This is a genomic window from Thiohalophilus sp. (assembly GCF_046483665.1).
GTDB lineage: Bacteria > Pseudomonadota > Gammaproteobacteria > UBA6429 > Thiohalophilaceae > Thiohalophilus.
Genome location: NZ_JAWOCR010000011.1, coordinates 59,045 through 75,028 on the forward strand (window position 1 = coordinate 59,045; position 15,984 = coordinate 75,028).

A 15,984-nucleotide genomic window follows, 5' to 3' on the forward strand; every position below is an offset into this window, starting at 1 on the left:
GCATGTGTCAGAATGACTCACAATCCAAAGAGGGGTTCTGTGTCTCTGCAACGCTATAATCTGCGCACTGCCCTGCTGATATTTGTCCTGTTACCGTTGCTGGCGCTGAGTGCCACGGCTGGCTGGTACTCCCTGAAGGTACTCGAGAACCAGAGCCAGGATCGCATGCAGGATGAAATCGAACTGGTTGCCCGAACCATTCGCCAGCCGGTCATCTACGCCATGGAGCAGGGCCGCGAGGGAGCGCTCGCCCAGGCATTGGATTCAACCTCGCATATCAGCCGGGTCTACAGCGCCTATGTCTATGATGCCCGTGGCGACCGCATCGGTGCCAGCGGCCCGACCGAACCCGCAGTGGACACCAGCCGGGTCGCCGAATTAATGTCCGAAGGCGATCGACGCGAAGAATATAAGCGTAATTTAGATGGCGAGGATGTCTATTCCTATTTCCTCCCGCTGTTCAAAGATACCGGTCAGATCACCGGCATGCTGCAGATCACCCGCCGGGCCAGTGAATTCGAAGCTTATATTACCCGCTTGCATTATCAGGGGCTGGCCGTCTTGCTGATCACAGCTTTGTTATTGAGCGTGGTGATTTTTTACGGCCACTACAAGGCCTTCGGCTCCCATGTCACGGCCATGCGCCAGGTCATAGGGCGCATCAGCGCCGGCGAGCGCGAGCAACGGGTGCCAACCGACGGCCCCCGGGAACTGCAAGACCTGGCAGTCGGACTCAACCGGATGCTGGAAAACCTGAACAGCCAGGAAGCCATGGTAGTCCGCCAGCAACGGGAACAGGCTGCACTGGAGGATCGTCTGCACCGCTCGGAACGCATGGCCGTGATCGGCCAGCTGGCCGCCGGTGTAGCCCACGAACTGGGAACGCCACTGAATGTGGTCGACGGTCAGGCCCAGCGGGCCCAGCGCCACCGCGATCTCAATCCGGCCATCGACGCGGCGCTGTCGGAAATTCGCAAGGAAGTGCAACGGATGAATTTCATCGTGCGCCAGCTGATGGACTTCGGTCGCAGCAATCCCTTGCAATATCAGCCGGAACGGGCCGATCGAGTCGTACGCGCGGTACTTACCCAGGTCGCCAGCGATGTCCGTTATGAGCATATTGCGGTGCAGGTGGATGAGACCCGGCCAGTACCGGAGCTGATGATCGACCGGCTGCGTATGGAACAGGCACTATCGAATCTGCTGCACAACGCGGTACAGGCAGCCACGCGGCAGGTCCGCATCGGCTGGTTTGCCAATGAGACACAGGCCGGCTTTTTCATCGACGACGACGGTCCCGGCATTGCCGAAGCCGATCGGGAACGGATTTTCGAACCGTTTTATACCACCAAGGGCGTCGATGAAGGGACCGGACTGGGACTGGCCGTGGCTCACGCCGCCGTCAGCGATCACGACGGCCAGATCGAGATCCAAACCGGTCCGCTGGGCGGTGCCCGCTTTCGAATCGTCCTGCCCGTCACCCGGCAACGCGGAGCAATGCATGAATAACACATCTACCACGGCCCATGTTCTGATCGTCGAGGATGATGCCTCGCTACGTAAATTGTTGATCGAGGAATTGCGTGACAGCGGTTACAACGCGCTGGAAGCGTCTGACGCCGAACAGGCGTGGCAATTACTCAACGACCAGCCGGTCGATCTGGTCATCAGCGATCTGCGTTTGCCTGGCGCCGATGCCATGGCGTTGTTACAACAGACCCGGCAATTACCCGTGGCGCCCGGGTTTATCATTATTACCGGATTCGGCACGGTGTCACAGGCGGTGGAGGCACTCAAACAGGGTGCCGATGACTTTCTGACCAAGCCGGTGGATCTGCAGCATCTGTTAATGAGTGTGCAACGGGTTCACGAGACCCGTCGCCTGCGCCTGGAGCTGGTCCGCTATCGCGAATTGCTCGGCAGCGGCGATTTTCATGGTCTCGTCGGGCGCAGTGCGCCCATGCAACAGCTCTACAGCCAGATCCGTCAGATTGCCCGGGCCGCCGGTCCGGTGCTGATCGAGGGAGAAAGCGGGGTCGGCAAGGAACTGGTAGCCCGCGCCCTGCATGCCGAAAGCGATGTGGCCGAGGGTCCGTTTATTGCCGTCAACTGTGCCGCCATCCCGGCCGAACTGCTGGAAAGCGAGCTGTTCGGTCACGCTGCCGGCGCGTTCTCCGGGGCGCAAAAGGCCCGCCGCGGCCTGTTTCTGGAAGCCAGCGGCGGCAGCCTGTTGCTGGATGAGATCGGTGAATTGCCCATCGGGATGCAGGCCAAGTTGCTGCGCGTTCTGCAGGAACAACGTCTGAGGCCGGTCGGCGCCAACCGCGAGGAAAACCTCGAAGTCCGGATTCTGGCCGCCACCAACAGCGATCTGGAACGCGAAGTCAGTGAAGGCAACTTCCGTGAGGATCTGTTCTATCGCCTGAATACGTTTGCCCTGCAAGTTCCCCCGTTGCGCGAGCGTGGCGAGGATCTGGAATTGCTGACCGCCCGCTTTATCGATGAATTCAGTGTCCGGCGCGATCATCCGATCCAGGGCATTACCGATCGCGCCCTGCAACAGCTCAAAACCTACCCTTTTCCAGGTAATGTACGCGAGTTATCCAATATCATCGAATGGGCCGTCACTTTCTGTCACGCCAACCAGATCGACATTGCGCATTTACCGGAACGCCTGTTCGAAAACCAGGATCTGCAGTCCGGTACACCGCTACCGGCCATACTGGCAAATAATAATGAACTGATTCCCTTGCAGGAACTGGAGCGCCGCTATATCGAACACGTCATCGAGCAGGTCGACGGCAACAAACGTCGGGCCGCAGAAATTCTTGGTATTGGCCGGCGCACACTCTATCGGCGTCTGGGCCAGGAAGACGAGAGCTGAGAACACCCTGTGCGACAGACACGGCGGCACATGTGCCATATTGCTACACATTTTTCGCCTCTTCGGTAACCTGTACAATCCGATACCGGATAAATATTTTCCACTCCTGACTCAGTATTTTGTGAACAAAACATTTACACATACCCAAGTCACTGTCATGGAAGGATTTTTCGTAATCAACACGGTTTTGGTTATAAGCGTATAACCAGGTCGCAACAAATCGGCATGCCATTTGCTCCCGAAGTGGTGTCAGTAAAAAACCGAGGAGTTCTACATTATGAAGATGAACAAAACAGCACTGTTAGTCGCCCTGTTTGGTATGAGCCTTTCTGTTGGCGCTTACGCCCAGAACTATGGCCAGGGCGACGCACAGCAACAGCAGCAGCAACAAGATGGACAGGCGGCAGCCAATGTAGACGAGGCTTCCCTGAATAAATTCAAGGACGCCTTTTCCGAAGTTAACAGCATACGTGAATCTTTCGCGGGCAAGCTGGAAAATGTCGAAGATACGGAAAAAGCCCAGGAACTGCAGCAGCAGGCCCAGCAGGACATGGTCAGCGCCGTGGAAGATGCCGGTCTCTCTGTGCAGGAATACAACGAGATATTTGCCGCTGTTCAGCAAAACCCGGAACTGCAAGAAAAGGTACTGGGCGACCAGTAATCTGTGCTGTTCTTTAGTAAAATGAAAAAATGCCCCGCCTTGCGGGGCATTTTTTTACCTTATAACCGCAGGTCGACTAACTCAAACATTCCATGGATTCGTTCATTTCACCTTAATTGGTGCTTCAGGGTTTCAGACCTGTATCAGAGTACGGAATGCTTGATTTAGTCAATTTTGAAAAGCCGGGGGTTGCGATCGATGAACTTGCCGATCCAGTCGACGATAAATGAGCGTTCGCCCCGCTTCATATACCACCAGCCAAAGATACTGATTAAGAGCGCCCCGACCGCGTCGACAACCAAATCCAACATGGTATCGGTCAGTCCCGAATCATCACCAAGCATCGGTTTTTGCATCGTGGTGCCGACAAAGTAGTCCATGGCAAATTCAAAAATTTCCCATAGCGTACCGGCAGTCACCGCAAACAAGAACGCAAATAGTGCCATAAAACCCGGACGCAAATGCAATTCGATGCGTCGGTTCTCGTTGAGTATATAGATCAGCAAAAAGCCGAGCAGGCCAAGCAACAGGCCCGAACTGGCATGCAGGGCAATATCCCACCACCAGAGCCGATCATAGTAACGACGGATTTCCCCTAAAAATAATGAAGCGAAAACAAACAACACCGCCAGCAACTGAAACTCCGCCGGCACGGTGATCTGAAAATGCCGACCGATGATGGCCGGTGACAGAACCACCAACATGATGGCCATGATCAGAATCGCACTCAGCCATAACCCGTTATACAGGGTGAGTATCAGTTCCACGGCCATTAAAAACAACAGCACCATGACTGTACGTCGGTAAATCAGTGCCGCACGCTGACTGCTCTGTGGCTGCACCGGTTCTGTCCGCGGAGACTCAGCCATCAGGAGTCAGCCATTGTTGCAAACGCCGCACACCTTCTTGCAGTCGCTCCAGCGACGTCGTGTAGGCAAAGCGTACATACTGTTGCGGCTGGTTATCGCCGAAATCGTTACCCGGAGTAATCGCCACACCGATCTCCTGCAACAGGGTTTGGGCAAAGGCAAAGCTGTTGTCGGTAAACCGGCGGCAATCAGCATACAGATAAAATGCCCCTTGCGGTTCGACCTTGATGTCGAAGCCGATCTCGCGCAATGCCGGCAGTAGAAAATCACGGCGTTGTTCGAACGCCGCACACCGCTGTTCGAGAATCGCCAGGGTCTGCGGTTCAAGCGCCGCCAACGCCGCATGCTGGGCCGGTGTCGAGGCGGACAGGAACAGGTTCTGTGCGAGCTTGTCGAGAGACGGCATCAGGTACGATGGCGCCGCCAGCCAGCCGATGCGCCACCCGGTCATACCGAAATATTTGGAAAAGCTGTTTATGACCACCATCCGCTCACCCAGATTCAGCGCGCTAGGCACCGGGGTGCCATAGACCAGGCCGTGATAAATTTCGTCGACGATCACCGAGGCGCCCTGTTGCTCTACCCAGGTAATGATCGCCAGCAGTTCGTCAGGGGGAATCAGGGTTCCGGTGGGATTGGCCGGCGAGGCGAGCATAACTACCCGGGTATGAGGTTGCCAGTGCTGCTGTACCCGTTCCAGCGTCAGCTGGTAGCCGGTCTGCGCATTGACAGGCACCGCCTGGACCTGGGCGTCAAGAAAATGGGCGAAATTGCGATTACAGGGATAACCGGGATCGGCCAGCATCACCCCCTGCCCCGGTTCCAGCAATACGCCCAGCGCCAGTAACAGGGCGCCGGAAGCCCCGGGAGTGACCATGATCCGCGCCGCCGGTACCGAAATCCCATAGCGTTCCTGATAAAAGCCGGCAATCGCCTCACGCAGCGCGGCCATCCCCAGCGCCGGCGTGTAGTGCACCTCGCCGTCGGCGATCGCCCGGGTGGCCGCCTCGACCACCGGGGCGGGGGTGGGAAAATCGGGTTCCCCGATCTCCATATGCACGATATCCCGGCCCTGTTGTTCCAGCTCCCGGGCCTCGGCCAGCAGGGCCATGACCCGAAAGGGCTGAATACGATCGATACGACGGGCAGGGGTGTCAGACATAGCAGAACTTTAACCTTGTTACAGGCGCACTGAAAGCCCGGGGAAATACACACGGTGCGACCGATAAGATGGCAATCCCGGCAACACCAAAGACACCCGTTTTCTTCTCCCGGTCAGGCCGGTGAGTTCAGTGGTTAGAATATTTTTTGCGTCAGCCTGAATGGACCCGTTTGACCAGCGCCATATCCAGATACCTGGCACCCTTCACGATAGTCGGCGCTCCGGACAGAACCTGAAACGGCTGCTGCGGCTCACCGAAACTATCCAGCACCAGCTCCGCGTCGTCAAAATCATGATCGCGCGTGTAGTCATTGACCGTGATGATAGTCTTCAGCCCGGCGCCTTTGCTCGCCAGTATCCCGTTATGGGAATCCTCGAACGCGATACACTGTGTCGGCTCGAGCGCCATTTTTTCCATGGCGTAATGATAAATATCCGGCGCCGGTTTCTTTGCCGGCACCACATCGCCGGCAGCAATCACCTCGAACCACTGGAGCGCGTCGGGCCCGACGGCGTTCTCCAGCAAGGCCGTTACATTGGCCGGAGTGGTGGTTGTGGCAATCGCCAGGCGGTAACTCGCCTCGCGCGCCTCGCGTAACAGCCGCTCAACACCGGGGCGCAACGGGATGCCCCCCTCGCCCAGCAACGCTTCGTAATGACGGGTCTTGGCCCGATGCAGATCAGCAATCCAGTCGGCCGGGTCGCCCGGCAAGGTTGCGGTGGGCCGGTACTGTTCCAGATAATGGCGCATCCGTTCCTTGCCGCCGGTGACGCTCAGCAGCGCCCCATAGGTGGCCACATCCCATTCCCAGTCGAGTCCGGCCTCGGCAAAGGCCTGATTGAACGCCACCCGGTGGCCGTCCCGCTCGGTATCCGCCAGGGTACCGTCCACATCAAATAACAGTGCTGTCAGTTCCGCCATCGCTCTCCGCTCTGCATTGCTTAAAAAGCGCGCCAGCTTACCTGAAACCGGCGATTTTGCCACCTGCTAGAATCCGCATAATTCCATAATATTCATAAGGTTAAGTGCGCCCCCCGTCAAGCGAGTAGAAAAAACTGCTCGTCAGACCACGCGTTTATTGCGCTGTCGGGCGGATTCTGTTAGAAAAGCGCGTTATTTTTTACAGAACAGTGTTCGCCAGGAGACCATTGCACATGGCCGCAAAGAAAAAGACCGCGAAGAAGAAAACCGCCAAGAAAACGGCGGCGAAGAAGAAACCGACCAGCAAAAAGACCGCCGCGAAAAAAACCACGGCGAAAAAGAAAACCGCGGCCAAAAAGAAAACGGCGGCGAAAAAAACCACGGGCAAGAAAAAAACCGCCGCGAAAAAGAAAACCGCGGCGAAGAAGTCCACTGCCCGGAAAAAACCGGCCTCGCGGAAATCCGTGACCGAACACGCCGGCGAAATCACGCCCTATCAGATGAAAAAGGGCGAAGAATACATGAACGAGGCAATGTCTCAGCATTTTCGTGAGATATTGCAGAACTGGAAGCGCGAGTTGATGGAAGAAGTGGATCGTACCGTGCACCATATGCAGGACGAAGCCGCCAATTTCCCGGATCCCAATGACCGGGCCAGTCAGGAATCTGATTTCACGATGGAACTGCGTACCCGGGATCGCGAACGCAAGCTCATCAAGAAAATTGATGAATCCCTGAACGCCATCGACAATGGTGAATACGGTTACTGTGAAGAGTGCGGCATCGAAATCGGCATCCGCCGTCTCGAAGCCCGCCCCACCGCCACCCTCTGCATCGATTGCAAGAGCCTGGACGAAATCCGCGAGCGGACGAGAGCCTGACAGGTACCGCTAACCAGGACCTAGGGACTGGTTACTGGTCGAAGGGCTCGTTTGCCATGGCGGCGGTCGAGGCGGATTTTGAGATCGTTACTGCGGGCGAATGTCATGAGAAAGTCAAACGCCGCGGGATTACTGTCCGCCAGGCCACGAGCCACCACCAGACATTTCTCACCGTCAATAATGCATGGCTGCACAGCCTGATCATAACGCATGCGATTATCCCGTCCGAAATGGGCCAGACTGGCGCCCAGCCGTTCGGCCCAGTCGCCGGGGCGCAGCCGACTACCCTGCTGATTCACGCCCCGAATCACGACTATTCCGTTTTTGTCATACTTGCTGTCGCTCAATGTCGGTATCGTCCCGCTTCGTCATGCTATACAAATAATGTTAGGCTGATGCCATTCCGGTTTCGGTAACTATCGACCATATGTCAGTGAACTTAATATACCAACGGGAAAGAACATGTCTGTGACTGTGCATGAGGCGATTCGTGAACGCCACTCCACTCGCGCCTATGTGGATAAATCGGTGTCACGCGAAACAGTGGAATCGGTTCTGGAACTGGCCCGCTGGACACCTTCCGGGGTCAATACCCAACCCTGGCAGGTCTGTGTTCTGGAAGGAAAGACCAAACAGCAGCTGGGCGAGGCGATGATCCAGGCCCTCGAGAGCGGCCAGAGCAAAAATCCCGACTATACCTACTATCCGCGCGAGTGGAACAGCCCCTATCGGGAACGGCGCAAGAACTGCGGTCTCGCACTTTATCAGGCACTCGATATTGGTCGCGAGGACCGCGATAAACAAAAAGCCGCCTGGTATCGCAATTACCGTTTTTTCGACGCGCCGATTGGTCTGTTATTTCTGATCGACAAGCAGCTGGAAAAAGGCTCCTGGCTGGACATGGGCCTGTTCATCCAGAACGTCATGCTGGCCGCCAAAGGGTTCGGCCTGGACACCTGCCCCCAGGCCTCCCTGGCTGAATTTCCCGACCTTGTTCGCCAACAGCTCGACTTGCCGACCGATTTGCAGGTCGTCTGCGGCATGTCCCTCGGTTACGCCGATCCGGATCATCCGATCAACCAGTATCGTCTGGAACGGCAGCCGGTGAATGAATTTACCCGGTGGTATAAGTAACAGGGCCGAGGGCCGAGGGACGAGTAACGAGGAACATAACCTGTTTCAATCTGTTGTGTAATCCACGCTCAACGATGGACCAGCTTCTTCCAAAATGACTGACAAGCAACCTTCCTCTTCTCCTCGTCATTCGTCACTCGGCCCCCGTCCCTTTTTTTATAGAGGACGCTTTGCCCCTTCCCCCACCGGGCCGCTCCATTTTGGCTCGCTGGTCGCCGCCGTTGGCAGTTATTTGCAGGCCCGACACCAGGGTGGACAATGGTGGTTGCGGATCGAGGATATCGATCCGCCGCGTGAAGTGGCAGGCGCGGCCGGCGCGATCATTGCGTTGCTTGCCGCGTACGGATTCGAATGGGATGAGCTTAGTTACCAGAGCCGACGACAAGCATACTATGCCGAGGCACTGGCCCAGTTACAGCATCAACATCTCACCTATCCCTGCACCTGCACCCGACGCCAGTTGCGCGAGCATCCCATCGGATGTGACGGCACACGGATCTATTCCGGCACCTGCCGTTCGCGCCGTTTCCCCTGCCGGGATCGACATGCCACTCGCCTGCTGACGACGGATACACTGATTAAATTTGCCGATCGCCTGCAGGGAAAACAGATCTGTGAACTTGAAAAAGCGGTCGGCGATTTCGTGCTGCGCCGGGCCGATGGCTATATCTCCTATCAACTGGCGGTGGCACTGGATGATGCCGAACAGGGTATGACGGAAGTCGTGCGTGGCTGCGATTTGCTCGACTCGACACCCCGCCAGATCCACGTGCAACAGCAACTGGGTCTGCGTTCCCCGGCTTATGCGCATCTGCCGGTGGTACGGGGTTCCGATGGACAAAAACTGAGCAAACAAACCGGCGCACGACCGCTTTCCTCCGAACAACCCCTTGTTCCGCTCGTCAACGCCATGCAATTCCTCGGTCATCCCGTTCCCGAAGAAATTCAACATGGCAGTTTGCAGGGTTTCTGGGACTGGGCTATCGACAACTGGGCAGCGGATAGAATACCGACCCGGCATGAAGCCGATAACCCGTGCCCCGTGCCTGAGCATTAATCGCTGTACGATTCCACGGTAAGGATCCCGGCCGTCAAGCGTCTGATTTAATGTTAAAATTCCATCCATAATGCCGATATAGGGAAACGTATGACACAAACACAGCCCACATACCTGCAAGCCTTCCGCGGCAGTTTCACCAGTATGCTGCGCTGGCCCCAGCTGGATACGCTCTGGCAAACCCTGCGCGAACAGGACAAGTCCTGGTATATCTATGCGGTAGGGGAGCCCCCGCCGCAAGCCCCCGCCAATCAGGAACAACTGGATACTTTTATTACCGAAATCGACAAATTGCTTCGCCAGGAACACGATGAAGATTATTGTGGTATTGTCTATGCTGATGAGCCCAACGATCCGGCTTTTATAAAAATATACGATCCCAACAATCTCGGCGTATCATGCGGGTTCAGTACCAATCCGCCGTTACCCGGCTGGGTATTATCATTAATCAAACCAGTCGACTTGCAAACCGAACTGCCGTTACCGGGAAATCGCCGACGCTGGTGGCAAAAACTGTTCGGTACCCGTGACAACGCCAACAACTAAAAAAACAATGTCGCTTTAATACCATGACCAATTATCAGGACAAGCCGGAGGGCCCGGATCAGGGACAGCAGGATAATATCGAGAACGTCGATCAGTATCTGCTATACAGCAAGGCGGCGATTGTTCAAAAACTCCGCCAGTTAAGTAAAAGCAAAAATATGATTACCGCCCATTTCGGTCAGGGCAAGTATTCATTGCTGACGCTGATTGTCGATATCCTGCCCGAGAAAAACCTGCTGGTACTGGACTACGGTTCTGATGAAAAGATCACCCGTAAATTACTCGAAGCCGAGCGCGCAGTATTCAAAACCTCCTATGAAGGTATTACGGCGCAGTTCAGCGCAACCGGCTTTCAACGTGCCAAACGCCATGGCAAACCGGCCATCGCCTGCCAGCTACCCGACACTCTGCTGTGGGTCCAGCGGCGTGAATATTATCGTATCCGCTTGCCCCTGAGCTCCGCTGTCTCCTGTGAGCTGACAAACCAGAACAACGAGAACATACAAATTCCTACCCTGGATCTGAGCGTTGGCGGACTGGCATTACACCATACGGATCAACCCATCGAGTTCGAAGAAGGCCAGATCTATGAAAACTGCAAACTGGCTATCCCCGACAGCCAGCCGGTAGGAGTCAACCTGGAAATCCGTAACATTATTCCGATCGGGACTATGGAAAATAGTGGATACCGCATCGGTGCACAGTTTATTAATCCGGGCATGGATACCTGCAGCCTGATTCAACGTTACATCCAGACAATCGAAACCCAGATCACCCGTAACTGATCCCGGATTGACCTGTTTGCAGGTAGCGCACGTAAACCGCTTTTTCCGGCTCCTGCAGCTGAGACCTGACAGCTGGACAGGCAGACCGGTCTGCGAGTCGGCCAAAAGACTTTGTGAAATTACTTATTAATCAGCAGCTTAACTAACAACAACCCTCCCTCTGCCGGGTCGAAATGCTTGAAGGGTCGGGACAGTCCTGTTAAAAAGAGTGCATGAGATCACGACTTGCCAAATCCCTGTTTCAACAGCCGTTAAACCGTCGAAGTGAGTGGATTCTGTACACCATCTTGTTCTACCCGGGTGGCGAAAGTTCCGATATCTGGCTGTTGGAGACGGACAATTTCAACGCTGGCACTCAATGGCCGGGCGTGTCAACTTTCATGGCATTATCCGTTGCTTTCTTTTTAATTCAGCGCCACCCGGGTTATGCCTGCGCCCCGTATCAGGTGCAGAGAACCGGCGGCTATCACTCGCAACACAGCAACTACCAGCCTTCTCCCGGAATGTAAGACCACCGATTTTTTTTTCGAATAACAATTACCAGGAGTCACCCATGCCCCAAGAGAAGATATATGACATCCCCGCGGATTTTGCTGCCCAGGCCAACATCAGCGAAGCCGACTATCACGCCATGTATCAACACTCAATTGACGACCCGGAGGGCTTCTGGGCCGAACAGGCGGAAAAATTTCTCAGCTGGTACAAACCCTGGGACAGAGTACTGGACTGGAGTTATGATCCCGATAACCTGCACATCAAATGGTTTGAAGGCGGCAAACTGAATGTGGCCTACAATTGTATCGATCGTCACCTCGAGGAACGGGGCGATCAGACAGCAATCATCTGGGAAGGCGACGATCCGAACGATGCCCAACAGATCACCTATCGGGAGCTGCATGACCAGGTCGCACGACTCGCCAATGTCCTGAAAGAACGCGGCGTCCAAAAAGGCGATCGGGTCTGTATTTATATGCCGATGGTTCCCGAAGCCGGCTATGCCATGCTGGCCTGCGCCCGTATTGGTGCCGTGCATTCGGTGGTGTTCGGTGGCTTCTCACCCGAATCGCTCAAGGATCGGATCCTGGATTCCGACTGCCGGGTCGTGATTACCGCCGATGAAGGGGTACGCGGCGGCAAGGCCGTGCCGCTCAAGGCCAATACCGACAAGGCTCTGGAACAGTGTCCCAACGTTCATACCGTGTTGACCGTACGACGTACCGGCGGACAAACCGACTGGCACGAACAACGGGACATCTGGTATCACGAGGCTGTTGAAAAGGCTTCGACAGATTGTCCGCCGGAAGAAATGGATGCCGAAGATCCCCTGTTTATCCTCTATACTTCCGGCTCCACCGGCAAACCCAAGGGCGTGTTACACACCACCGGCGGCTATCTGCTATTTACCGCCATCACTACAAAATATACCTTCGATCTGCACGAAGGGGACATCTACTGGTGTTCCGCAGATGTTGGCTGGATCACCGGCCACAGCTATCTGGTCTACGGACCGCTGGCCAATGGCACCACCACCCTGTTCTTCGAAGGTGTACCCAATTATCCTGACGCCTCGCGCTTCTGGCAAGTCGTCGACAAACACAAGGTGAGCGTCTTTTATACTGCCCCGACGGCAATCCGTGCCCTGATGCGCGAAGGCGAGGAACCGGTCAAAAAGACCTCGCGCCAGTCCCTGCGGCTACTGGGAACCGTGGGCGAGCCGATCAATCCCGAGGCCTGGGAGTGGTATCACAAAGTGGTGGGTGACGGGCGCTGCCCGATCGTCGATACCTGGTGGCAGACAGAAACCGGCGGCCATTTGATCACACCCTTGCCAGGGGCCACTCGTCTCAAGCCCGGCTCGGCCACCCGGCCTTTCTTCGGCGTCAAACCCGGCATTATCGATACCGAGACCAACCAGTTGATCGAGGGCGATGGCGAAGCAACCGGGGCACTGGTCATTACCCGACCCTGGCCCTCGCAAATGCGATCTGTCTATGGTGATCATCAGCGCTTTGTGGATACCTATTTCAAGACCTATCCCGGTTATTATTTCAGCGGTGACGGCGCCCGGCGTGATGCCGACGGCTATTACTGGATTACCGGGCGCATGGATGATGTACTCAATGTTTCCGGCCATCGCATGGGCACTGCAGAAGTCGAATCGGCTCTGGTCCTGCATGAAAAGGTCGCCGAGGCGGCGGTGGTCGGCTACCCGCATGACATCAAGGGCCAGGGGATCTACGCTTATGTCACCACCGTCAAAGGGGTGGAACCCGGTGAGGAGCTCAAGGCAGAATTGCTGGATCTGGTACGCCAGGAAATCGGTCCCATTGCCAAGCCCGATATCATCCAGTGGGCGCCTGGCCTGCCCAAAACCCGCTCCGGCAAGATCATGCGCCGGATACTGCGCAAGATCGCTGAAAACGATCTGGACAACCTGGGTGATATCTCCACCCTCGCCGATCCGGCCGTGGTCGACAACCTGATTGAAAACCGGGGCAATAAATAATCGAATCATGCTGATTTGAAGTCGCCAACAGGCGCGGATGAACGCAATCCCGGAATGAGGTCCTTTTCCTGTTCCCGTTCATCGGCATTCCCTGGTGGTGTTTTTTACCGAACTGACGAGAGATCATTGATGAAAGCCATGCCATTAAGATTGCGGAACATCGGTTTACTCAGCGTGCCGACGCATTTTACGAAAGGTGCCCACCGGAGTTACCTGGCCCAGCCTTTTCACAGGCATCAGAGCGTGGCCAGATGAAACCGTTTGATCCACTTCGTAATTACCTGCTCAATACCCTCTGGGAAACCGATATCCAGCAACTGTCTTCCTGGCAAGCACGTGGTATCGGGGTGCTGCGGGTGATTTATCTGATTGGTCGGGATATCGCCAGCGGTGAGCTGAACCTGCGCGCCATGAGCCTGGTCTATACCACCCTGCTGGCGATGGTTCCCTTGCTGGCAGTCAGTTTTTCAGTTCTCAAGGGGTTTGGTGTACATAACCAGCTGGAACCCATTCTTCTGAATCTTCTTGCGCCACTGGGAGAACGGGGGCCCGAGGTAACCCGTCAGATCATCGATTTTGTCGAAAACGTTAAAGCCGGGGTGCTTGGTTCCGTTGGGCTGATTCTGCTGTTGTACACGGTGATCTCTTTGACGCAGAAAGTGGAATGGGTCTTTAATTACACCTGGCAGGTCAGCGAGAGCCGTTCCCTGGCACGTCGTTTCAGCGATTATTTCAGTGTGATTCTGATTGGTCCGTTGCTCATCTTCGCCGCTCTCAGTGTCACCGCTTCCATCTCCAGCAGCACCCTGTATACGCAACTGGAAAACACCGCCGTGATTGGCTGGTTATTGCAAAGCTTCAACCAGGCTCTTCCCTATCTGCTGGTAATTCTCGCGTTTGCGTTTCTTTACGTGCTGGTGCCCAATACCCGCGTGCGGATCCGCTCGGCGCTGGTCGGGGCCGCGGTGGCCGGTATTCTCTGGCAAACGGTTGGCTGGGGTTTTGCGGAACTGGTCTCTTCCTCACCCCGCACGATTGCCATCTATTCGGCCTTTGCCACGCTGTTTCTGTTCATAATATGGCTCTATATCAGCTGGTTGATATTGCTGATCGGCGCCAGCATCGCTTTTTATCACCAGCATCCGGAACGTCGCTGGCGCGAATCGCGTCATCTGCGCCTGAGCAATCGTCTCAAGGAAAAACTGACCCTGACGGCCATGGTTGCTGTGGGGCGCCGTTATTATCAGCAACAGACCGAATGGACCCTGTCGGAGCTGGCTCACCATCTGAACCTGGTCGAGCAAAGCCTGCACCCGATTCTCGACAAACTGGTCGAGGCGCAGCTGCTGGTGCGTAGCGAACACGAGCCGCCACGCTATCTGCCCGGCCGTGCTCCGGAAAGAATCGATTTGTCGAGCATCATTGAATGTATCCGTCAGGCCGAGGAAGATGAAATTGCCAATCCCGAGCGCCTGCCCGCCGATCCGGTGATCGATGAAGTTTTCAATAACTATCAGCAAGCTGCCAGGGAACAGCTCAGAAATATCACACTGCGTGACCTGGTCGCAGGCGATCAAATTAAAACGGATACGTAACCCCCGGATATCAATACAGAGCAGAAGAAAGAGCCCCTCGGGTGTTCTGACAGCACTGAAAATACCGGGTCACTTTTTCAGTACCTGCGAGATTTTTAGTGTTTTCTGTCGTTTAATACCCTTGCCAACAACCCACCACTTCGAACAGGTCGTGTCCCGGCGCTGGCTTGCGGACCGTTGTCCCGCCTTAGGAGATGACATTTACATGCGTAGTTCTTTCAAGCGCCGGTCAATCCGGGCTTGCCAGCCTGTGCCCCGGGTAAATTCATACATGTTGCGCAATACATCACGTTCAGCCGGTTTGCGTACCTTGCGCAGGACAACATTGCGCCGAAAACGCGAGGTATCGGTCAATTCATGGATGACAAACGAACCGGCAAATTTCGTCTCCCCCGCCTGCACATGGATCATATTCTGATAGGCCGTACGGTTGTCTTTAACAAAGGTGTAATCCCTGAACCGGGAATAAACCGCGGCAATGTAATATTTACCGGGCTTGATATTCTCGACCATGAAATCGCCGTTCTCAAACACCAGTACCCGCGGCGGGATTTTGAATGGCGGCAGATAGAATTTGCCGTATTCCCGAAATTCGATTTTGGTTATCTCCTGTGGCGCCACCAGGTGCCCGAATACCATGGCATTATCCGGCGCTTGCACCGCATCCGGCGGCGCCGGCAACGCACAGGCAGCCAGAACGCCACACAGCAACAGCAAACCGCCCAGTCTCCTCATTGCTCTCATTCTCTCTCCTCGCAGCAGACACCGCCCGGGGCGGCAAACATTCACCTCTGCCGGTAAATATGCACAGACCGGGCCAATCCAGATTTTCACCCTCTCCCTTTTCGAACTCTCTGCAATTTTACGCGGAGCACGCAGAGGCGCGGAGGCGCAGAGAAAAACCGGGTATTGTTGCCTGAGTTAATTAAGGTATTGATTTAATTATTTATTCTCCGCGTCTCTGCGCCTCTGCGAACTCCGC

15 protein-coding genes are annotated in these 15,984 nt (G+C 55.5%); 10 read left to right on the top strand and 5 right to left on the bottom strand.

What is annotated here, in order from left to right; all coding sequences use genetic code 11:
• The first annotated feature begins 39 nt into the window (after positions 1-39).
• The 3 genes from R6U90_RS02850 to R6U90_RS02860 all read left to right on the top strand — a co-directional run bounded on the left by R6U90_RS02850 (position 40) and on the right by R6U90_RS02860 (position 3,545).
• Positions 40-1,509: an ATP-binding protein gene (locus R6U90_RS02850; RefSeq protein ID WP_410351149.1), complete on the top strand. Its 1,470-nt coding sequence runs from the start codon at positions 40-42 to the stop codon at positions 1,507-1,509.
• Positions 1,502-2,884 (top strand): sigma-54-dependent transcriptional regulator, encoded by a 1,383-nt coding sequence (locus tag R6U90_RS02855; RefSeq protein ID WP_410351150.1) that lies wholly within the window; start codon positions 1,502-1,504, stop codon positions 2,882-2,884. The genes R6U90_RS02850 and R6U90_RS02855 overlap by 8 nt, the downstream gene beginning before the upstream one ends.
• A gap of 277 nt (positions 2,885-3,161) precedes the next feature.
• Entirely contained in the window at positions 3,162-3,545 is a 384-nt protein-coding gene (locus R6U90_RS02860; protein WP_410351151.1) for a DUF4168 domain-containing protein, read from the top strand.
• Positions 3,546-3,709: 164 nt separating this feature from the next.
• Here the strand turns inward: R6U90_RS02860 and R6U90_RS02865 are convergent, their stop codons facing one another.
• The 3 genes from R6U90_RS02865 to R6U90_RS02875 form a co-directional block, all read right to left on the bottom strand.
• The gene (locus tag R6U90_RS02865; RefSeq protein ID WP_410351152.1) at positions 3,710-4,414 is read right to left on the bottom strand and encodes a hypothetical protein; all 705 of its coding nucleotides are present in this window, start codon (positions 4,412-4,414) and stop codon (positions 3,710-3,712) included.
• Positions 4,407-5,576: a pyridoxal phosphate-dependent aminotransferase gene (locus R6U90_RS02870; RefSeq protein WP_410351153.1), complete on the bottom strand. Its 1,170-nt coding sequence runs from the start codon at positions 5,574-5,576 to the stop codon at positions 4,407-4,409. The genes R6U90_RS02865 and R6U90_RS02870 overlap by 8 nt, the downstream gene beginning before the upstream one ends.
• Positions 5,577-5,727: 151 nt before the next feature.
• Positions 5,728-6,498, bottom strand: coding sequence for an HAD family hydrolase (locus R6U90_RS02875; protein WP_410351154.1), 771 nt, complete (start codon positions 6,496-6,498; stop codon positions 5,728-5,730).
• Positions 6,499-6,731: 233 nt separating this feature from the next.
• Between R6U90_RS02875 and dksA the strand changes: the two genes are divergently transcribed.
• A complete protein-coding gene (gene dksA / locus R6U90_RS02880; protein ID WP_410351155.1) occupies positions 6,732-7,379 on the top strand; it encodes an RNA polymerase-binding protein DksA in 648 nt (215 codons plus the stop codon).
• Positions 7,380-7,399: 20 nt separating this feature from the next.
• On the opposite strand, the gene R6U90_RS02885 is transcribed toward dksA, so the two are convergent.
• Positions 7,400-7,726 (bottom strand): DUF3579 domain-containing protein, encoded by a 327-nt coding sequence (locus R6U90_RS02885; RefSeq protein ID WP_410351156.1) that lies wholly within the window; start codon positions 7,724-7,726, stop codon positions 7,400-7,402.
• A 115-nt stretch (positions 7,727-7,841) separates the two neighbouring features.
• Here R6U90_RS02885 and R6U90_RS02890 point away from each other — a divergent pair, with 115 nt between their 5' ends.
• From R6U90_RS02890 to R6U90_RS02915, 6 genes are all read left to right on the top strand, one after another.
• On the top strand, positions 7,842-8,513 hold the full coding sequence (locus R6U90_RS02890; protein WP_410351157.1) for a nitroreductase: 672 nt from the start codon (positions 7,842-7,844) through the stop codon (positions 8,511-8,513).
• A gap of 94 nt (positions 8,514-8,607) precedes the next feature.
• Positions 8,608-9,570, top strand: a complete 963-nt coding sequence (gene gluQRS, locus R6U90_RS02895; protein ID WP_410351158.1) for a tRNA glutamyl-Q(34) synthetase GluQRS — start codon at positions 8,608-8,610, stop codon at positions 9,568-9,570.
• 90 nt (positions 9,571-9,660) lie between these two features.
• The gene (locus R6U90_RS02900) at positions 9,661-10,116 is read left to right on the top strand and encodes a hypothetical protein (RefSeq protein ID WP_410351159.1); all 456 of its coding nucleotides are present in this window, start codon (positions 9,661-9,663) and stop codon (positions 10,114-10,116) included.
• Positions 10,117-10,139: 23 nt separating this feature from the next.
• Positions 10,140-10,901 (top strand): flagellar brake protein, encoded by a 762-nt coding sequence (locus R6U90_RS02905; protein ID WP_410351160.1) that lies wholly within the window; start codon positions 10,140-10,142, stop codon positions 10,899-10,901.
• A 553-nt stretch (positions 10,902-11,454) separates the two neighbouring features.
• A complete protein-coding gene (gene acs / locus R6U90_RS02910) occupies positions 11,455-13,407 on the top strand; it encodes an acetate--CoA ligase (protein WP_410351161.1) in 1,953 nt (650 codons plus the stop codon).
• A 251-nt stretch (positions 13,408-13,658) separates the two neighbouring features.
• Positions 13,659-15,002 (top strand): YhjD/YihY/BrkB family envelope integrity protein, encoded by a 1,344-nt coding sequence (locus R6U90_RS02915; protein WP_410351162.1) that lies wholly within the window; start codon positions 13,659-13,661, stop codon positions 15,000-15,002.
• 201 nt (positions 15,003-15,203) lie between these two features.
• Here the strand turns inward: R6U90_RS02915 and R6U90_RS02920 are convergent, their stop codons facing one another.
• Positions 15,204-15,737 (bottom strand): hypothetical protein, encoded by a 534-nt coding sequence (locus R6U90_RS02920; protein ID WP_410351163.1) that lies wholly within the window; start codon positions 15,735-15,737, stop codon positions 15,204-15,206.
• Positions 15,738-15,984: the final 247 nt, after the last annotated feature.